At 58.0% G+C, this 18,684-nt stretch carries 17 protein-coding genes; 4 read left to right on the top strand and 13 right to left on the bottom strand.

Annotated elements, in window-relative coordinates:
* Window positions 1-106 precede the first annotated feature (106 nt).
* The 4 genes from ACR0K9_RS00815 (at window position 107) to ACR0K9_RS00830 (ending at window position 4,053) form a co-directional block, all read left to right on the top strand.
* Complete coding sequence (locus tag ACR0K9_RS00815) at window positions 107-1,783, top strand: formate--tetrahydrofolate ligase (RefSeq protein WP_480819998.1); 1,677 nt, start codon at window positions 107-109, stop codon at window positions 1,781-1,783.
* A 59-nt stretch (window positions 1,784-1,842) separates the two neighbouring features.
* A complete protein-coding gene (locus ACR0K9_RS00820; RefSeq protein WP_480536660.1) occupies window positions 1,843-2,148 on the top strand; it encodes a chorismate mutase in 306 nt (101 codons plus the stop codon).
* A 47-nt stretch (window positions 2,149-2,195) separates the two neighbouring features.
* Window positions 2,196-3,086 carry a bifunctional methylenetetrahydrofolate dehydrogenase/methenyltetrahydrofolate cyclohydrolase FolD gene (gene folD, locus ACR0K9_RS00825; RefSeq protein WP_480820000.1) on the top strand — a complete coding sequence of 297 codons (891 nt, stop codon included), beginning with the start codon at window positions 2,196-2,198 and terminating at the stop codon, window positions 3,084-3,086.
* Window positions 3,087-3,315: 229 nt separating this feature from the next.
* On the top strand, window positions 3,316-4,053 hold the full coding sequence (locus ACR0K9_RS00830; protein WP_480820002.1) for a LytTR family DNA-binding domain-containing protein: 738 nt from the start codon (window positions 3,316-3,318) through the stop codon (window positions 4,051-4,053).
* Window positions 4,054-4,056: 3 nt separating this feature from the next.
* Here ACR0K9_RS00830 and pdeM read toward each other — a convergent pair whose 3' ends face one another.
* The 13 genes from pdeM to cpaB all read right to left on the bottom strand — a co-directional run bounded on the left by pdeM (window position 4,057) and on the right by cpaB (window position 18,638).
* Window positions 4,057-4,719, bottom strand: coding sequence for a ligase-associated DNA damage response endonuclease PdeM (gene pdeM / locus ACR0K9_RS00835; RefSeq protein ID WP_480820004.1), 663 nt, complete (start codon window positions 4,717-4,719; stop codon window positions 4,057-4,059).
* Window positions 4,720-4,760: 41 nt separating this feature from the next.
* On the bottom strand, window positions 4,761-7,172 hold the full coding sequence (locus ACR0K9_RS00840; protein ID WP_480820006.1) for a ligase-associated DNA damage response DEXH box helicase: 2,412 nt from the start codon (window positions 7,170-7,172) through the stop codon (window positions 4,761-4,763).
* Window positions 7,173-7,211: 39 nt separating this feature from the next.
* Complete coding sequence (locus ACR0K9_RS00845) at window positions 7,212-8,519, bottom strand: ATPase (protein ID WP_480535178.1); 1,308 nt, start codon at window positions 8,517-8,519, stop codon at window positions 7,212-7,214.
* Window positions 8,520-8,636: 117 nt separating this feature from the next.
* The gene (locus ACR0K9_RS00850; protein WP_480535179.1) at window positions 8,637-9,182 is read right to left on the bottom strand and encodes a prepilin peptidase; all 546 of its coding nucleotides are present in this window, start codon (window positions 9,180-9,182) and stop codon (window positions 8,637-8,639) included.
* A 3-nt stretch (window positions 9,183-9,185) separates the two neighbouring features.
* Window positions 9,186-10,037: a tetratricopeptide repeat protein gene (locus tag ACR0K9_RS00855; protein WP_480820008.1), complete on the bottom strand. Its 852-nt coding sequence runs from the start codon at window positions 10,035-10,037 to the stop codon at window positions 9,186-9,188.
* A gap of 25 nt (window positions 10,038-10,062) precedes the next feature.
* Window positions 10,063-10,590 carry a tetratricopeptide repeat protein gene (locus ACR0K9_RS00860; RefSeq protein ID WP_480820615.1) on the bottom strand — a complete coding sequence of 176 codons (528 nt, stop codon included), beginning with the start codon at window positions 10,588-10,590 and terminating at the stop codon, window positions 10,063-10,065.
* Window positions 10,591-10,660: 70 nt separating this feature from the next.
* Window positions 10,661-11,638: a type II secretion system F family protein gene (locus ACR0K9_RS00865; protein ID WP_480820010.1), complete on the bottom strand. Its 978-nt coding sequence runs from the start codon at window positions 11,636-11,638 to the stop codon at window positions 10,661-10,663.
* Between the two features lie 10 nt (window positions 11,639-11,648).
* On the bottom strand, window positions 11,649-12,617 hold the full coding sequence (locus ACR0K9_RS00870; RefSeq protein WP_480820012.1) for a type II secretion system F family protein: 969 nt from the start codon (window positions 12,615-12,617) through the stop codon (window positions 11,649-11,651).
* Window positions 12,618-12,628: 11 nt separating this feature from the next.
* On the bottom strand, window positions 12,629-14,068 hold the full coding sequence (locus tag ACR0K9_RS00875) for a TadA family conjugal transfer-associated ATPase (RefSeq protein ID WP_480820014.1): 1,440 nt from the start codon (window positions 14,066-14,068) through the stop codon (window positions 12,629-12,631).
* A gap of 18 nt (window positions 14,069-14,086) precedes the next feature.
* Entirely contained in the window at window positions 14,087-15,319 is a 1,233-nt protein-coding gene (locus ACR0K9_RS00880; protein WP_480820016.1) for a CpaE/TadZ family protein, read from the bottom strand.
* Window positions 15,320-15,524: 205 nt separating this feature from the next.
* Complete coding sequence (locus tag ACR0K9_RS00885) at window positions 15,525-16,142, bottom strand: OmpA family protein (protein WP_480820018.1); 618 nt, start codon at window positions 16,140-16,142, stop codon at window positions 15,525-15,527.
* A gap of 18 nt (window positions 16,143-16,160) precedes the next feature.
* Window positions 16,161-17,567 (bottom strand): type II and III secretion system protein family protein, encoded by a 1,407-nt coding sequence (locus tag ACR0K9_RS00890; protein ID WP_480820020.1) that lies wholly within the window; start codon window positions 17,565-17,567, stop codon window positions 16,161-16,163.
* Window positions 17,568-17,762: 195 nt separating this feature from the next.
* Window positions 17,763-18,638, bottom strand: coding sequence for a Flp pilus assembly protein CpaB (cpaB, locus tag ACR0K9_RS00895; RefSeq protein WP_480820022.1), 876 nt, complete (start codon window positions 18,636-18,638; stop codon window positions 17,763-17,765).
* Window positions 18,639-18,684 lie beyond the last annotated feature (46 nt).

Consider the following 18,684-nt stretch of genomic DNA (forward strand, 5'->3'; position numbering starts at 1 on the left):
ATATGTCGGAATCCTTAGCCATCGGTGATGTGCACGACAGTATATGTTGCTCAGCGCCGACGTATCGCGTCGGTTTTGCACGGCATTCAATCAAGGACCTCGGCCAATGAGCTATAAATCCGACATCGAAATCGCCCGCGAGGCGAACAAGAAGCCGATTCAGGAAATCGGTGCCAAGATCGGCATCGAATCTGCGGATCTGCTGCCCTATGGCCACGACAAGGCGAAAGTCAGCCAGGACTTCATCAACTCGGTCCAGGACCGCGAAGACGGCAAGCTGATTCTGGTCACCGCGATCAACCCGACCCCTGCGGGCGAAGGCAAGACCACCACCACCGTGGGTCTGGGCGACGGTCTGAACCGCATCGGCAAAAACGCGATGATCTGTATCCGCGAAGCCTCGCTTGGCCCGAACTTCGGTATGAAGGGCGGCGCTGCAGGTGGCGGTTACGCGCAGGTTGTTCCGATGGAGGAAATGAATCTGCACTTCACCGGTGACTTCCACGCGATCACTTCGGCGCACTCGCTTTTGTCGGCGATGATCGACAACCACATCTACTGGGGCAACGAAGCCGAGATTGACGTGCGCCGCGTTGCATGGCGTCGTGTGGTCGACATGAACGACCGTGCGCTGCGTCAGATCACCGCCTCGCTGGGCGGCGTGTCGAATGGCTTCCCGCGTGAAGCAGGTTTTGACATCACCGTGGCCTCTGAGGTTATGGCGATCCTGTGTCTGGCCAACGACCTGAAAGACCTGGAAAAGCGTCTGGGCGACATCATCGTGGCCTACCGCCGCGACAAGACCCCGGTTTACTGCCGTGACATTAAAGCCGAAGGCGCAATGACCGTTCTGCTGAAAGACGCGATGCAGCCGAACCTGGTGCAGACGCTGGAAAACAACCCGGCATTTGTCCATGGTGGCCCGTTCGCGAACATCGCACACGGCTGTAACTCGGTCATTGCGACCAAAACCGCTCTGAAAGTGGCTGACTATGTTGTCACCGAAGCCGGTTTCGGTGCTGACCTGGGTGCCGAGAAGTTCATGAACATCAAATGCCGTAAGGCAGGCATCGCGCCTTCGGCTGTGGTGCTGGTTGCTACTGTGCGCGCAATGAAGATGAACGGCGGCGTGGCCAAAGCCGATCTGGGTGCCGAAAACGTCGACGCGGTCAAGTCGGGCTGCGCCAACCTGGGCCGCCACATCGAGAACGTGAAATCCTTTGGTGTGCCGGTTGTTGTTGCAATCAACCACTTCGTCACCGACACCGATGCTGAAGTGCAGGCCGTAAAAGACTACTGTGGTGAGCACGGTGTTGAGGCAGTTCTGTCGCGCCACTGGGAGCTGGGCTCGGAAGGCTCCGCACCTCTGGCCGAGAAGGTTGTGGAAATCGTCGAAGGCGGCAGCGCCAACTTCGCGCCGATTTACCCTGACGACATGCCACTGTTCGAGAAGATCGAAACCATCGCCAAGCGTATCTATCGCGCGGATGAGGTGCTGGCCGACAACAAGATCCGCAACCAGCTGCGCGAATGGGAAGAAGCGGGCTATGGCAACCTGCCGGTCTGCATGGCGAAAACCCAGTACTCGTTCTCGACCGATCCGACCCTGCGCGGCGCGCCCACCGGCCACTCGGTTCCGGTGCGTGAGGTCCGCCTGTCCGCAGGTGCCGGTTTCATCGTGGTTGTCTGCGGCGAGATCATGACCATGCCCGGTCTGCCCCGCAAACCCGCGGCTGAGACAATCCGCCTCAATGCTGAAGGCCAGATCGAGGGCTTGTTCTAAGCCGCCGAATAAGACATCTCGTGGTCCGGGGGATACGCCCGGGCCACGAGGAGATCGACATGCCCACTCTGACACCGCCGCAAGATTGCCACTCGATGCCGGACCTACGGATTCAGATCGACGCGCTGGACCGTCAGCTGATCGAGATGCTGGTGACCCGTGCGGGATATATCGACCGGGCCTCGCAGCTGAAGCAGGGCGTGGGGCTGCCGGCCCGCATCCCCGAACGTGTCGAGGAAGTGGTGCAGAAGGTGCGTGACAACGCGGAGCGGACGGGCATGGACCCCGATCTTGCCGAACAGTTGTGGCGCGTATTGATTGACTGGTCGATTGCGCGCGAAGAACGCGTGCTCGGCCCTGATTGACCGGGCGCAACAGGCGCCCGATCCGTTTTGAAAGAAGGGATCGAAGAATGGTAGCCCAGGTTATCGACGGTAAGGCTTTTGCGGCCAAAGTGCGCGCGCAGGTGGCCGATCAGGTCGCGAAACTGAAAGAGGAAAACGGCATTACCCCCGGTCTGGCCGTGGTTCTGGTGGGCGAAGACCCGGCCAGCCAGGTCTATGTCCGCTCGAAGGGCAAGATGACCGTCGAGGTCGGCATGAACTCGTATGAGCACAAGCTGGATGCCGACACGTCCGAGGAAGACCTGCTGGCACTGATCGACAAGCTGAACACCGACCCGGCGGTGCATGGCATTCTGGTGCAACTGCCGCTGCCCGGGCATCTGAACGAGGATCTGGTGATCAACTCGATCGACCCGGCCAAGGATGTGGATGGCTTCCACATCTCGAATGTCGGCCTGCTGGGCACCGGTCAGAAATCGATGGTACCCTGCACGCCGCTGGGCTGTCTGATGATGTTGCGCGACCACCATGGCTCGCTGTCGGGCATGGATGCGGTTGTGATCGGCCGGTCGAACATCGTGGGCAAGCCGATGGCGCAGTTGCTGCTGGGCGACAGCTGCACCGTGACCATCGCGCACAGCCGCACCAAGGACCTGCCCGATGTGGTGCGCCGCGCCGATATCGTCGTGGCCGCCGTTGGCCGCCCCGAGATGGTGCCGGGCGACTGGATCAAGGAAGGCGCTACCGTGATTGACGTGGGTATCAACCGCATCGAGCGTGACGGCAAGAACAAGCTGGTCGGCGATGTCGACTTTGCCAGCGCCGCCGAACGCGCGGGCGCCATAACCCCAGTTCCGGGTGGGGTGGGGCCGATGACCATCGCCTGCCTGCTGGCCAACACTCTGACTGCCTGCTGCCGTGCCAATGGTTTGCCAGAGCCCGAAGGCCTCACAGCTTAAGACTGTCCTTTTTAGGGGTGCTTCGCAGCGCCAATACCTATATCGGGCCGGAAAGCAGGTTTGCTTTTCGGCCCGATTTGCTTTGTCCGAATGTGAAATCCAGCCGATCATTCGAGCAATTGACCCTACGTCAATAAGTGATAAGCCTTCTGTTCCAGACGGTTAGGGGGGTATTATATCCTTCACCCAAACGAATACGTTAATGCGTGAGGAGCGCGCGCGAGTTTGTATGAAAGTTAAACTGGAACTCATACGGCAACAATTCAGCGTACAGCGCCTTCTGGCGGGCATAGTATTCGTACCGCTGCTGGCCTATTCCTTTGCGCCATTCCGGGATATGACCTTCTCGTTTCCCGAACGTCTGGTCTTCTGGACCGGCGTCATGATGTTGGCACTGGCAGCGACTTGGACAGCCGGTAAACTGGTCCGCGAATGGTTGCTGCATTCGGACCTTTTGATCCGGGACCTGGCTTTCGCCTTGCTGATCCTGATGCTGTTTGCTCCGTCATTATGGCTTCTGACCTGGGTCCTGTTCACTCTGAATGGGCTGATGGCGCCCGGGATATTGATGGTCGCGCCCTATGGTATCCTTTTTGCGACCGGTTTGCTGCTGGTTCGCGAACGTGAGCAGCCCGAGGGTCCGGAGGATGAGATCAAACCGCGTTTGTGCAACCGGCTTCCATCCGGGTTTCAGGGGCAGATTTATCGGCTGACGGTCCGCGATCACTCGGTCGATGTCGTGACCTCCGAGGGGACATTCACCATCCGCTCGCGCTTTACGGATGCGATTGCGGAAATGGAGCCCATTGTTGGCCATTGCACCCATCGGTCGCATTGGATTGTCGACGCAGCAATTGCCGGGGTCGAAAGGCAGGATGGCAAGATATTCCTGCGTCTGTGCAATGATGATCTTGTTCCGGTCAGTCGGAAATACAGACCGATGCTGGAAGAGGACGGGTTGATTTGACGCTCATCTTGGCATTGGAACCATCCGGGGTTGCGCCCCCGTCAGAATAGCGCGCGCATCCACTCCCATAAGCCGGGACAGCGTTTCGTCCGAGCTGCGCAAACCCCCGGTATAGGTCCCGTAGGCCGGCAGGATAAGGCGGGCATCGTCCAGCAGGAAGGCCGGACGTGAGACGTGGCGACCACCGGCGGACAGGCTTACTTTGGGATGGTAATGCCCTGAGACTTCGCCGTTCCCGTCTGTCTCGGCGATATGGCGAAAGGTCAGGCCCTCGCAACACCATTCGGCCAGATGTGTGCCCCCCAGTTCGACTGGACCGGGATCATGGTTGCCCTCGATCCAGACCCAACGCCGCCCGGCCTGTAGCGTAGCGATGTGCAACCGGTCCTCTTCGGGCAGCGCTTGTGAGGCGTGCAGGTCGTCAAAACTGTCCCCCAGACAGATGACCGAATTGGCACCGGTTTGCGCCAGATCAGCCGCCAGCCGGGTCAGAGTTTCTCGGTTTTCGTAGGGCGGCAAAGCGGGGCCACCCCGACGTGCTGCCCGTTCCGACTTGCCCAGATGCAAGTCCGAGACGCAAAGCAGGTTCTGATCTGGCCACCACAAAGCGCCAGAGCCTAGGGCGGACAACCGGTGTCCGATGAACGTGAACGCAAGTTTGTTCATGATCCGTTCTTTGCTGGTTTATGTCCGGTATGCAAGCAGAATCAATCGGGTGCCAGTCCTGCGGCCTGCATCAGACGGATGCTTTCATCGGCCAGAAGGCGTTCTTCGGCTTCGCCTTTGACCGGCACTTTGCCGACCTCAAGGAACAACGGGGCCGCCAGCGGTGAGACCCGGTTCAGTCGCAAAAGGTCAACACGGTCCCCGATCCGGGCGATCATCGCTTCGATTCGTCCGAAATCGACCAGCCCGCGCATGGCTTCTTCGCGGGTGATCTGCATCAACAGGTGATCGGGATCGTATTTCAGCAGCGTGTCATACAGGATATCTGACGAGAATGTCGCCTGCCGCCCGCTTTTGCGTTGTCCGCCGGTGTTGCGCTCGATCAGGCCCGCGATGGTGGCCGAAGCGCGAAATGTCCGCTTCATCACTGCATTGCCCGCGAGCCATGTCTCCAGCCCATCACGCAGCGCATCCAGCCGGAACAAGGGGCGCGGGTCGGTCACCGCATCCAGCCCCCAGATCAGTGTTGCATAATCGGTGGCCACGAACCCGAGTGGGGCAAGCCCGGTTTCCTCCATCCGTTTGGTCAACAGCAGCCCCAGCGTCTGCTGCGCATTCCGCCCGGCAAAGCCGTAGACGCACAGATGTTCGCGGCCCTGATCGGGAAAGCTCTCGATCAGCAATCGATCACGCTGAGGCAGGCCCGACACCTCGCGCTGCAAAGCCAGCCAATCGGCGGTGTGGGTGGGCAGCTGAGGCCAATCGGGTTGGGCAAACATGCGCAGAATGCGGTCGCTCAGCTGTGTTGAGGTGGCGAATTTCGTGCCCATGAAGGTGGCGATCTTGGGTTTCTTGTCAGCGCGGCGGCTGACCTCAACCACCATTTCACGCAGGCCTTCATAGCGCACGATCTGGCCGCCGATCAGAAATGTATCACCCGGGGTCAGCGACGCGGCAAAACCTTCCTCGACCTCGCCCAGCGGCTTGCCGCCGCGATTACGCCGCAGCCGTACTTTCAGCGTGTCGGTATCCTGAATCGTACCAAGATTCATCCGGATACGCTGCGACGCCCGCGGGTCACGCAATTGCCAGCGGCCATCGGAACGCTGTTGCAGCCGTTGCCATCGGTCATAAGCACGCAGGGCGTATCCGCCGGTTGCACAGAACTCCACACAGGCATCGAAGGCGGGTCGGGTGAGTGTGGCATAAGGCCCTGCCGAAGTCATCTCGGCGTAAAGCGCATCGGCGTCAAACGGGCCTGACGCCGCAGCGATCAGGATATGCTGGCACAGCACGTCCCGAGGCCCCGGCCCCCGGGGGTCCCCATCCAGATCATGCTCTTGCACCGCCTGCAGCGCGGCCACGCATTCGACCACCTCGAACCGGTTGGCAGGCACCAGAAGCGCCTTTGACGGAGCGTTGTAGCGATGGTTCGCCCGCCCGATGCGCTGCACCAGCCGTTTGACATTCTTTGGCGCGCCAATCTGGATCACCAGATCGACATCGCCCCAATCGATCCCGAGATCGAGGCTGCCGGTGCAGACAATCGCGCGCAGATCGCCCCGCACCATCGCGGCTTCGACCCGTTCGCGCTGTTGCCGGTCCAGACTGCCGTGATGGATGCCTATGGGCAGGCCTTCGTCATTGGCCAGCCAGAGGTTGTGGAAGAAAATCTCGGCCTGCGCGCGCGTGTTGTGAAAGATCAGGGTGGTTTTGTGCTGCCGGATCTGCTCCAGCACCGCCGGGATGGCATAGGCCGCGCCGCCGCCGGACCAGGGCGGCATTTCTTCGGTTTGCAGCATGGCGATATCGGGGTCGGGGCCGGGATCGGCCTGAATGATCCTGCAAGGATCTGGGTGACGGGCCAGAAAACGCGCAATGCCTTCGGGGTCTTCCACGGTGGCGGACAGTCCCACGCGGCGCAAGTCGGGGCAGAGCGTCTGCAGCCGTGCCAGCGCCAGCATCAACTGATCGCCCCGCTTGCTCTCGGCCAGCGCGTGAATTTCATCGACGATGATCCGCTGAACCCCGGCAAACATGCGCGAGGCATCTTCGTACGAGGTCAGCAGGGCAAGACTTTCAGGCGTCGTCAGCAGGATATGCGGAGGGTCGACGCGCTGGCGCTTCTTTTGCGTGGCAGACGTGTCGCCAGTGCGATCCTCGATCCGGATGGGCAGACCAATTTCGTCTACCGGAGTGCGCAGGTTACGGCGAATGTCGGCCGCCAGCGCCTTGAGCGGCGAGACATAGATCGTGTGCAGCCCATGATGCGCACCGCCGGACAGCTCGGACAGGGATGGCAGAAACCCGGCCATCGTCTTGCCGCCACCCGTCGGGGCAATCAGCAGCGTCGCCGGGTCCTGAGCCCGATCAAACATCTGTTGCTGATGTGGGTGGATCGACCAGCCTTTGGCGCTAAACCAATCGTCAATCCGGGCGGGAATCTGCTTCATCGCTGCAGATTACCCGCCCGGGATCAGAAGGACAGGGGGTCAGTGAATGATCTTTTCTTCCTTGACGAACATGTTCGCCCAGGCGCGGTCGATCAGGTCGGGGCTCATCTGATAGGGGATACCCTCGAATTCACAGATCGCGATCATCTGGTCGATCAGGAAGATCGGCTGATAGTTCGCATAGATGTTCTGGATCGTCGGGTATTTGACCTTCAGCAGATGCACCAGCGCAGCCTCGTCCAGCGGCATGCCGCGTTTGCGGGCGACCATCGCAAAGATTTTCAGGAAGTTTTCTTGATTCGGCCCGTCGATCTTGATCTTGAAGAAGATCCGGCGCAGGGCCGCCTGGTCGAAGATCTCGTTCGGGTGGAAGTTGGTCGAGAAGATGACCAGCGTGTCGAACGGCACCTCGAATTTCTCACCCGATTGCAGGCCAAGGATGTCCTTGCTTTCTTCCAGCGGGACGATCCAGCGGTTGATCAGGGCCTGAGGGGGTTCGGCCTGACGCCCAAGGTCGTCCACGATGAAGATGCCACCGGTCGATTTCAGCTGCAGCGGCGCCTGATAGGTCCGCGCGGTGGGGTTATAAACAAGGTCCAGCATGCTCAGCGACAGTTCACCGCCGGTCACAACGGTGGGGCGTTCACATTGCACATAGCGTGTATCAAACCGTTTGCGGCGGCGCAGGCTGTTGGGATCGTCCGCCTCCTGCTCGATCGCGGTATGCACGATCGGGTCGTAGACAGTGATCACCTGACCGGAATACTCGATGGCCCACGGAACATAGACATTGTCCCCCAGCGCGTCGCGTATCCCGTTCGAGATAGAGGATTTACCGTTGCCCGGCGGGCCATACATCAGGATCGACCGGCCGGCGCTGACCGCCGGGCCCAGATGGTCCAGCAGGCTGTCGGGCAGAACCAGATGACCCATGGCCCCGGTCAGCTGGTCGCGGGTGACCTGAATGTTGCGGATCGACTGGCGCTTGACCTGCTCGCGGTAAACATCCAGCGGCACAGGCATCGCGCCGAAATATTCCGATTGGCTAAGCGCATCCAGCGCTCGCGCCTTGCCCGCATCGGTTAGCTGATAGCCCATCTCGTTGCCCGAGTTGGCGTTCAGAGTGCCGGTCGCCTCAAGCAGTTTCTGTTCGCGCGCAATATCGACCAGTTCCTGTGTGACTGAACCGGGCAGGCAGACCGCTGCGGCAATCTCGGTCACGGTATCCACATTCTTGCGAAAGATCGTCTTCAGCAGAATGTCCCGCATCATCACCAGCGGAAGCTTCATTTCAGCCAACCCTTTGGGGGCAGGGGGGGCCATAACGGAGGTTGTCTGCATGTTCATGAGCGGGGCTCGTCTGTCAATTGTCACACTACCAGCCCCGCAGAGGGGCTGTTTGAGGAAAATTTGACGCGGATTTGTGGCAGGACCAAGGCACGGGCGAGGCGCGCTGATGATTGTTTACGATCCGTGAATTGTCCCAAGGATCAGATAGATGGCCAGACTGCCTGCCAAAGGTAGCCCCATCGGAAATTGCTTGTCCCGGTCCCAGCTTTCCCAATGCGGTGCAAGCTGGCGAAGCCGCGAATGTTTGGCCAGACGATGCACGGCGAAGGCCCCCAGAACTGACGCCGTCAGGATCACCATCAGCAGCATCAAGTCACCCATCCAGATAAATGGGGCCGCGGCGGCGCAGAACTTGGCATCACCTGCTCCGATGACCCCGGCGGTGTTCAGAACGATGCCGAATAACAGAATGACAATGACATGTAGCAGTTGCCAGGCATAGACCGGCAGTGAAACCGAAAGCGGACCGAGGTTGCCTTGAACCCAGCCGCCGGACCATGGCGGCAGGACAAAAAGACCAATAACCAAATACACCAGCGCCAATACCATCACCGCATGGTTCTTGATCTTCATTTCACGCATGTCGGTGAAGGCCACGTAGAAACAGATCGGCAGGACGAAGGGCAGAAACCATGCTGCCGCTGCCGCTGGGATTGTCATAGATCAGGCTTCCTCGAGCGCGCGAAGCGAGCGGACCGCCTCGTCAAAGTGCTGCGGATGGGTCGAGATCGCTTCGCGATAGAGGTTCTTGGCTAGATTGATATCGCCCTGTTTGACGGCCGAGATCGCCATCGTATTCAGCAACCGGGCGCGTTCGGTCTGTGTCATGGGAATGACCGGAACGCTGTAGTTGCCCTGTGCGCTGCGGGCCAGAACCAGATTGTTTTTGGCGGTGAACAGGGTCTGGTCATGGCGGATGGCTTCGCCAAAAAGCCGCTCGGCCTCGGCATATTGCCCGCGTGCCAGTTTGGAATAGCCCCAGTTATTCATCACGCCTGCCGGGCGGGTCGTCAGGCCGATTGCAATTTCATAGAAGTGATCTGCGCTATTCCAGTCTTTTCTGGAATCAGCCACCAATGCTTCCAGCCTGTAGCGTTTGAAGGTCTCATAGGTCGGCGGGATGCTGTCCAGCGTTTCCTTCGCCCCCTTCCAGTCGCCACTGCGGACCTGCGCGTTCGCGTATTCCACTCGGTCAGCGTTGTTCGAGCCTTTCATACCGAGAACGCGTTTCCACGCCGCCGAGGCTTCGGTATTGCGTTTGGCGCGGGACAGGGTGAACGCCAGACCACGCTGCAGATCTATCCGGTCGGGGTTTTTGGCGGCTGCGCCCTGAAAATAGGTGACCGCCTCATTCGGGTCGGCCGCGTTTAGCATCACGTCATTCAGGTTGGTCTCGTCGATGACGTTGACCTCTTGAAATGTCCGCTCGACCTTTTCTTCTTCGGTTTCTTTTGCGCAGGCGGTCACTACCAGCCCGCACGCAAGCATCGTCGGAATCAAGAAGGGGTGGCGCATTTTTGCGTCCTCTACTGCTCTGCCTCTATTGCCGGATTTTACGCAGAACGAATTCTCCGTTGCCGCGCTGCTCCAGCTCAAATTCTTGTTCTTGTGGTGTATTATTAACAGGATTTTCCATTTTTGCGAGTGCTAACCGCAAATTGTCACGGATTGCGTCACTTTCGCCATTGTCCAGCGCAAATGCCTTTCGGAACACTTGCGAGGCCTCGGCATATTGGCCGGTTTCCATCAGGAAAACACCCAGATTGTTCCAGGCGACGGGCCATTCAGGGTCTTCCTCGACCGCGCGGCGCAGCAATGGTTCGGCCTGCCCAACCCGGCGCAAACCCAGATTGGCGGTGCCCAAAGACGTCAGGACCTGCGGCGTCATGCCCTGATGCAATGCAGCCCGGGTGAATGATTCAAGCGCCAGCTCATATTCTCCTGCGGCCATCAAGCGGTTGCCAACGGTGATCTCATCCACTGCCGAGCCGTCCGGATCAACGCCTGGCGCGAATGGGTCATCCAATGCCCGCGTTTCAGTGCAAGAGGCCACCATGGTCAGAACCATGGTGGCCAGAATCGCCTCGCGCAGGCTTGGACTGATACGCCTGAGCGCTATTTTGATTGGAAAGATCGATCTATTGATTTCCAAGTTCCGAGATGCCTTTTGCAGACGGGCCAACCAAAACAACCAATAGCGGAGGAACGGTCAGCGTCATAGTTGCCAGCGTCATTTTCGTAGGCAGTTTGTTGGCAGCTTCTTCAGCGCGCATCACGCGCTTGTCCCGCATCTCGTCCGCATAGACCCGGAGCGCATCGGCGATCGGCGTACCAAATGAGGCCGACTGGATCATAACGGTAACAAATGCGCTGACATCCTGCACGCCGCAGCGTGTTGCGAAATCACGCAGAACCACGTCTTTTTCTTTACCGGCCTTCATCTCATAGGCCACGACCTCGAATTCTTCGGCAATTTCGGGGTACGAGGCCTTCATCTCTGCCGCGACCCTGACAATCGCCTGATCCAGCGACTGCCCCGCTTCAACGCAAACCAGCATCAGATCGAGGGTGTCCGGAAAGCCCGCCGTGATTGCTTCCTGACGTTCTGCGACACGCCGTGTAATCCAGTATTTGGGTATGAAATAGCCAATCCCGCCGGGTGCAAGCACGCGAATGGCCATGTCTTGTGACGTCAATTCTTGGCCTTCAGTGAAGAACAGAACATAGAGCACGCCCAGAAGAATCCCGGTAATGCCAAGGGCAAACTGGGCAAAGTTGTAGAACCGGACTGCGTCTTTGGACTGATAACCCGCCTGGCGAAGTTTGAGTTCAACTGCCGAGTATTCTTCCTTGCTTTGCGGTTCGAGGAAGTTGGCGAATTTTTCCAGTTGCTCGTTTCGGCCTGCAGTCCTCAGGCGGTCTTTTTTGTCTTTTTTTGCCTTCTTGGGCGTTGCATTCGAACGCTGCAGCTTTTTCAGCGGATCTTCGGGTTGGCTCAGGATTAGGGGAATTGTCACCAGGATCATGAACAATCCAAGCACACCTGCAATGATCAGAGGACCGAGTTCACCGAAATTCGCGGTGAGCATATCGTTGATTTGGGTCAGAAATTCCATGGATATGCCCTCAGACCTTGATGTTGGTTAGAACGCGCATGACGATCAGATTTACCGTCAACATGATGCCGACAAAGAAACACGCGGGGATGAAATAGGGCTCATCTATCACGTTGTCATAGTACCCCGGGTCTTTGACCAGGATGAATCCCAGACAGAACAGAGGGAACCCGGACAGGAATTTACCTGACCATTGTGCCTCGGCGGTGATCGCTTTGACGCGGCGGAACAGGCGAAACCGGGCGCGGATCACTTTGGCGAGACCGGCCAGAATATCCGCAAGGTTACCACCGGATTGCTGCTGGATCGAAACGGCAACGGCAAGGAAGCGCAAATCCTGCATATCCAGCCGGACGGCCAGATCCTTTAGGGCTTCCCCTATATCTCGGCCATAAGCAACTTCGTCCGAGATTACCCCGAACTCGGTTGCAATTGGATCTTCCACTTCGTTGGCTACGATCTGGACCGACGATACAAACGGGTTGCCGACGCGGAGGGATCGCACCATCAATTCGACGGCGTCCGGCAACTGCTCTTCAATCAGCGCCATACGTTTTTTCGCTTTTTTGGAGAGCCATGCGTAGACCGCACCAACACCGATCGCGATCGAAATCGCCGCGCGCAGGTATGTTTCGGTCGCTGTACCGATGCTCAGCCCCAGAAATGCGAGAGCCGAGACCAGTATCATGATCAGGATCAACTGCTTGGGCGAGAATGCAATCGCTGCTTTCTGTGCTTTGTCAGCAAGCAGCGAATACAGCGGAATGGACTGGGTCTTCATGTGCTGCCGCATTTCCTTGCGCAGCTGTTCCAGAACCTGTTCGCGGCCAACGCCTTTGTCGATCATGTCCAAACGCCGATTGACACGGCTGTTCAGGCTGATCGATTTCCCAAAGGCGACAAGGTAGATTCCTTCGACGAGGGCAAGCACCCCAACGAATATCGCGATGTAGATAAGAGCCTCTGTCGGCAGTTGCATATCCGGTTCTCCTACATCGTGGTTGGATCGTAGATTGAAGAGGGCAGATCAAAGCCCCAGAGGCGGAAGCGCTCGGAATAATGGCTGCGCACGCCGGTGGCGGTGAAATGACCGATGATCTTGTTGTCAGGCGTCAGGCCAACGCGTTGAAAGCGAAAGATTTCCTGCATCGAGATCACATCACCTTCCATCCCGGTGATCTCGGTGATCGAGGTCATCCGGCGCGAACCATCCTGCAAGCGGCTTGCCTGCACGATCAGGTTTACAGCCGATGCAATCTGGCTTCGGACTGCCTTGATCGGCATTTCGATCCCGGCCATCGCGATCATGTTCTCCAAACGTGAAATACCGTCACGGGCCGAGTTGGCGTGGATTGTGGTCATCGAGCCGTCGTGGCCGGTGTTCATGGCCTGCAGCATATCGATCACCTCGGCGCCACGCGTCTCGCCCACGATGATGCGGTCGGGGCGCATACGCAGGGCGTTTTTCAGACAGTCGCGCGGGCTGACTTCGCCTTTGCCTTCGACGTTGGGGGGGCGGCTTTCCATTCGGCCGACGTGAGTCTGCTGCAGCTGAAGTTCCGCGGTATCCTCGATGGTCAGGATGCGTTCGGCATCGTCGATAAAGCTGGACAGGGCGTTCAGCGTGGTCGTCTTACCAGAACCCGTACCACCAGAAACGATGATGTTCAGTCGGGTCGAAACGGCGGCCTGCAAATAGGCGGCCATTTCTTCGGTGAAAGCACCGAAATTGACCAGATCATCGATACCCAGCTTATCCTTCTTAAACTTACGAATCGACACCAACGAGCCATCCACCGCAATCGGCGGCACCATGGCGTTGAAACGCGATCCATCTGCCAGACGCGCGTCAACGTAAGGGTTGGATTCATCGACACGACGACCCACAGCGGAAACGATCTTGTCGATGATCCGCATCAGGTGCTTTTCGTCCTTGAAGGTAATATCGCTGATTTCCAGCTTACCGTGACGTTCGACAAATATCTGCTGCGGGCCGTTGACCAGAATATCGTTGACCGTGTCGTCCTGAAGCAGCGTCTCAAGCGGGCCGAGACCGGTGACCTCATCATACAGCTCTTTGTTCAGCTGAGTGCGGTCTTCGCGGTTCAGAACAATGTTTCGATCTTCAAGCACCTCACTTGCGATGGCGCTGATCTCGGTGCGTAGCTCGGCCTCACTGGCTTTTTCCAGCGCGGCAAGATTGAGATTCTCAAGCAGTTCCCGATGCAGTTCCAGCTTGATTTCACCTAGCCGTTCTTTGCGCTTGCGCTCTTTGTCGCTGGCGGTAACTTCACCGGCCTTCCTTTGTACAGGTTTGCGGGCAACTGCCGTCGTCGCAGGTGCAGCGGCCGGCGCGGCGGCAGGAGCGGCTGCGGGTGCTTTGGCTTCAACCGGTTGGGCCGATGGCTGTTTCTTGTATCTTGAGAACACGGCAGCTCCCCTTTTGTGTTATGCGGCTTCGGCGTCGTTGCTGCCCAGGCTATGAAGCGATTGCGCCAGCTTGGCGATTTCGCGGCGCAGCGGGTTTTTGGCTGCGGAACTGGCAAGCGGAAGGCCGTGATCGCCGGACTGCATGACCGGTTTGCCACCATCGGGCAAAAGCAGATCGATCGAAATACCCAGGCTCTCGCCCATGCGCTTGACCCGGCTCTTGCCGTTCAGATCGGTGAATTTCGGCGCCCGGTTCAGCGCAAAACGCAGCTTGTTGAAGGGCAGCTCTTCCGATTGCAGCGCACGTTTCAGGCGCAGCGCGTTCTGGGCCGAGCGCATGTCCAACTCGATCAGGGCGAAATAAACATGTGCTGCCTGCAGAACGGTTTCGGACCAATGCACAAGCGTTTTTGGCATATCGATTACGACATAGTCGAAATGCGCGCGCGCTGTGTCGATGACACGCTGAATATCTTCGGGGGTGATGAGATCCAGCGGGATCATGTCCGAGGGTGAGGTCAGCACCTGCAACTTGTCTTCGAAGGTCTGCAGTGCCTGGCCGAAGGATTCTTCATCCATCGAGGCGGTATCTGATAGCATCTCAAACACCGCTTCGTGGCGCGGCAGGTCGAGATAGGTCGAAACGGTGCCATATTGAAGGTCCAGATCGATCAGGCAGACCTTGGGGTTTTCCTTGGCAGATACCGTTGCCAATTCCCACGCCAGGTTGACCGCCATAGTGGTCGAGCCAACACCGCCCGCAAGGCCCTGAACCACAAACAGCGCACCTTCTTTCGACGCGCCGTTGGCAAGCGGAACAGCGGCCTGGGGTGCGGCAACCGGGTCTGGTTGATTCATCCGGTTGATTGCTTCCTGCAATTCGTTTTCCGGAAGAGGGTAGGGGACAAACTCATCCGCACCCTTGCGCAGCAACTGATGCAGAGAAGCGGGGGTGACATCTTCGGCAATGAGGACAACCTTGACGCCTTTTTCCTTGGCCTGGGTGATAATCTCACCCATCAGGCTCAGGTTGTCTTCGTCGTCACCATCAAGCGCCAGCGCCACGAATTGCAGCGATTCCGCTTCGGGCTGGCTGAAAAAGGCCAGGGCCTCGGCAAATCCAAGATCACCCCAACGCTCACCCAGGGCGGCTTCCATGTCTTCGATCAAAAGATCAAAGTTCTGAACATCGCGGCTGATCGTACAGGCCAGGATGGCGGTGTTTTCATCTTGCGGCGTCGCGCTCGTCATTAACACAATCCTCGTCGAGAGGGCTGAGCAAACCGAGTTGAACGCGAGAAAGATCAGTTCTGGTATGCTGTCGCCCGATGCGGTCAATTCTGGCCGCAGGTCACCCAATTGTTGACAACATCACTTGGAAGTTGGGCGAGAATTGGGCGCAAAAGAACCAATTGTAGGGAAATGGGCGACAATGCCGCCCATTGCTTAGGTATTATCAGCCGCCAGAGTCGTCGCCGCGCTGAAAGATGCTGACGGGTTCAGCACTTTTGATGTACTCGCGATAGATCACTTCGGCGTACTTGCCATCCAAGAGGCTGGGGTGGCGATCAACGAAGCCAGAGACTTCTGTCACCGTGCGCCGGTTGCGGCGATCGCGATTCGGCGTAGCGACGAGAGGTCGGGATTTCCCAAAAGAAACAACAGCTTCAAGCCGTGATCGCGAGATCCCCTGCTGTGTCAGGAAGGCCACCGCCGCATTTGCGCGACGTTGTCCCAGGCGCCTGTTGTAGCTTTCGGAACCGACAGCATCCGTATGCCCGTACACGCGGAACCGCGCTTCGGGGAACTGTTTGATCCAAGCTGCCTGCTGCAGAAGGATGCGCTGCGCCGAGGCATCAAGCTTTGCGCTGTCAAACGCAAAGTTGATCTGTGTGGGTACTTCGGCTGCGAAACGCTGTGCGAGAATCTGACCATAGGTGAGCTCGCCATTCATGACCTGAATGTTGTTCAGGGTCGCATTGCCGAAGGTGCCTGCGTCGATCTCGTAACCTGCTTCGCGTGTACAACCAGCGACAGCAACCGAAAGAGCGAGTGTAATGATCCACTTATCCATTGGTTCTATCCTCTCATATCACTCCAGGACATAGCCGTAAGACTGGCCAAAATCCTGTTTCGCAACTTCGGATGCCGCACCGTTTCCTGCACGTTCAGTCCGGGCGACTCTGCCGTTCACAAAAAGATCAAACTCGCTGGGAGGCTTCACTCGATCAGTCGGCAGGGCCAGAGCCTCTCCACGCGTCGGTGTTACCAGATGCGCGGTGACGATGATGACCAGTTCGCTTTGTTCACGCTGATACTCGGCGCTGCGGAACAGCGCGCCCAGAACCGGTACATCACCGAGCCAGGGAACCTGATTGCTCAGATCCGTAAAGTCATCCTGAATCAAGCCCGCGATCGCAAAGCTCTCTCCGTCCTGAAGTTCAACCGTGGTTTTGGTCTGACGAACGATGAAGCTGGGAACGGCGTCACCATTGATCGAGAAGTTTGAATTCGGGTCAATGCTTGAAACAGACGCGGCCATTTCAAGGTTGATCGTGTTTCCGTCGGCAACGCGAGGAATGAACGACACCTGAACACCGAACGGGCGGTATTCGATAGCGACCACGCCATCATCCTGCGGGACAGGGATTGGGACTTCGCCACCCGCCAAAAACTCCGCCTCTTGCCCAGACAAGGCCGACAGATTCGGCTCTGCCAGGCTACGGGCCAGACCCTTGGATTCAAGCGCTTCCAGAAGCAGACGGACCTGTGTCGACCCGGCTCCGAAACCAAACAGGATCGCGCCGGTGTTGGTTTGAACAGTGGGAATATTATTTGCCAGTGCGTTGTTCAGCCCCAACTGGTTGTTGAGAGTGTTGAAACCAGCTGTCACGTCGCCCCCGCCGAAGCCGAGAGAAGCCGTCAGGCTTTTGGCGACCGAGCGGTTCATTTCGGCAAAGCGCACTTTCAGCATGACTTGCTGCACGCCGCCGACATTCATCAGATTCGAAACACGTTCGGGCGCGTAACGTTCCGCCAGTTCAAGCGCGCGTGCAAGACGGGCGCTGCTGGAAACGGTGCCGGAAAGAACGATACCATCATTGGCGGTCCGCACTTCGATCTGCTCATTTGGCAGGATCTGGCGCAGGCGCTCTTTGAATTCGGTGACGTCCGGGGCAACCCGCACCCGCACATTGGTCAGCAGATTACCTCCACCGTCGAACAGGGTCAGGGTGGTCATACCCGGCGCCCGGCCAAGCACATAGATCGTGCGATCCGACAGCGTCGAAACATCGGCGATACCGGCGTTTGCGATACTGATCTCGGCGAAGGGTTCTTCGCTTTCCACCACGATTGCGCGGTTAACAGGAACGTCCAGCGATTCTGCTGTCCCTTTCTTAACCACACGAAGATTCTCTGCCCAGGCGGCATCGCCGACCGGGCTCATTACAAGCGTCAACCCCAGCAGGGTTGCGCTGATCCAGGAACGTATTGTCATGTGACCTGCCTCTCCGATCACCACTCGATTTTAATGGGTCTTATGCCCTCTATCGGTAAACCCTGCGCGAAAACCGGTTTTATTGCAATAATCAATGGTTTCTGGAATTTTCTTTATGTGGAGAATGCGCAACATCGCAACGTAAAAGGCCGCGCATCCGGCGCGGCCTTTGGGTTGTAACAGACTGAATTGGCGTCAGTTTGTGCAGGGAATCGGCGTCTCGACGGTTTCGCTGCCGCGACGGGTTCGAATGGTGCAGACCTTTTTCTTCTGCGCCACTGGTTCAGGCGCGACTTCTTTGATTCCAAGCAATTTTTGCTGGTCGATTTCGATTGCGCTTGCGACCGCTTCATCCTGAGCGCCGACCAGGGCCAGCGAAAGGCGACCGGTGTTTTGGGCCTGAGCCAGAGCAGCGATTTGTTCCGGGGTTGCGGATACTGTGACCGTACGCGCAATTGTTGCACCGGTGATGTCCGATCCGGCAATCTGATCGACTGCAATCAGCTGAATTTTACTTTGAATAAGACGCGTAATCTCGCCGCGTGCACTATCGGTCGTTCCGCGAAGTGATCCGGTCCAATAGACGTCGACGTTGTCCCCGGGACGCAGGAAGCCCGAAACGCCCGATGCGACATCGACACTAATCGCAAATGCCCGCATTCCCTTTTCAAGCTGCGAGGTGAGGCCGGCGGACACGCCGGGTTTGGTCACCTTGACCTCCATCACAGCTTCATCCTTTTCCATGGCGCGCAATACAAAGCGGTCCTTTTCGCCGTCATCCGGGAATAGGACAGCTATATCTGTAAAACTGCCTTCCGGGATCGCATCTTCTGGCCAGTGAACGATTCGAATATCTTCATCGGCCAAGCGCTCTCCATACTTTAGGGCTCTGGTTGTAACGAGCACGCCTACGGTCTTAACGGTATTCACTTTTGCCAGCGCATCCCGTGCGGCTTGCCGTTCGCGGGCCAGTTGGTCCTGATGCTGCGTGATGTAGTCTCGCGCCAAATATACAGCACCACCGGCCAATACCACTCCGACAATCAGGACAAGTCCAAATACTGCGCGCATCTACGTCCCCTCGCATTACTTTAGATAGTACTTCTCACCGTGAACT

The organism is Ruegeria sp. L12, from assembly GCF_056531745.1.

Excerpts from the sequence above, each read along its gene's own strand:
- ACR0K9_RS00830 (WP_480820002.1), top strand. The coding sequence starts at position 3,316 with ATGAAAGTTAAACTGGAACTCATACGGCAACAATTCAGCGTACAGCGC.
- ACR0K9_RS00890 (WP_480820020.1), bottom strand. The coding sequence starts at position 17,567 with ATGACAATACGTTCCTGGATCAGCGCAACCCTGCTGGGGTTGACGCTT.
- ACR0K9_RS00840 (WP_480820006.1), bottom strand. The coding sequence starts at position 7,172 with ATGAAGCAGATTCCCGCCCGGATTGACGATTGGTTTAGCGCCAAAGGC.
- pdeM (WP_480820004.1), bottom strand. The coding sequence starts at position 4,719 with ATGAACAAACTTGCGTTCACGTTCATCGGACACCGGTTGTCCGCCCTA.
- ACR0K9_RS00885 (WP_480820018.1), bottom strand. The coding sequence starts at position 16,142 with ATGGATAAGTGGATCATTACACTCGCTCTTTCGGTTGCTGTCGCTGGT.
- ACR0K9_RS00870 (WP_480820012.1), bottom strand. The coding sequence starts at position 12,617 with ATGCAACTGCCGACAGAGGCTCTTATCTACATCGCGATATTCGTTGGG.
- ACR0K9_RS00860 (WP_480820615.1), bottom strand. The coding sequence starts at position 10,590 with ATGGTTCTGACCATGGTGGCCTCTTGCACTGAAACGCGGGCATTGGAT.
- ACR0K9_RS00815 (WP_480819998.1), top strand. The coding sequence starts at position 107 with ATGAGCTATAAATCCGACATCGAAATCGCCCGCGAGGCGAACAAGAAG.
- ACR0K9_RS00820 (WP_480536660.1), top strand. The coding sequence starts at position 1,843 with ATGCCCACTCTGACACCGCCGCAAGATTGCCACTCGATGCCGGACCTA.
- ACR0K9_RS00845 (WP_480535178.1), bottom strand. The coding sequence starts at position 8,519 with ATGAACATGCAGACAACCTCCGTTATGGCCCCCCCTGCCCCCAAAGGG.
- folD (WP_480820000.1), top strand. The coding sequence starts at position 2,196 with ATGGTAGCCCAGGTTATCGACGGTAAGGCTTTTGCGGCCAAAGTGCGC.
- ACR0K9_RS00865 (WP_480820010.1), bottom strand. The coding sequence starts at position 11,638 with ATGGAATTTCTGACCCAAATCAACGATATGCTCACCGCGAATTTCGGT.
- cpaB (WP_480820022.1), bottom strand. The coding sequence starts at position 18,638 with ATGCGCGCAGTATTTGGACTTGTCCTGATTGTCGGAGTGGTATTGGCC.
- ACR0K9_RS00855 (WP_480820008.1), bottom strand. The coding sequence starts at position 10,037 with ATGCGCCACCCCTTCTTGATTCCGACGATGCTTGCGTGCGGGCTGGTA.
- ACR0K9_RS00850 (WP_480535179.1), bottom strand. The coding sequence starts at position 9,182 with ATGACAATCCCAGCGGCAGCGGCAGCATGGTTTCTGCCCTTCGTCCTG.
- ACR0K9_RS00880 (WP_480820016.1), bottom strand. The coding sequence starts at position 15,319 with ATGACGAGCGCGACGCCGCAAGATGAAAACACCGCCATCCTGGCCTGT.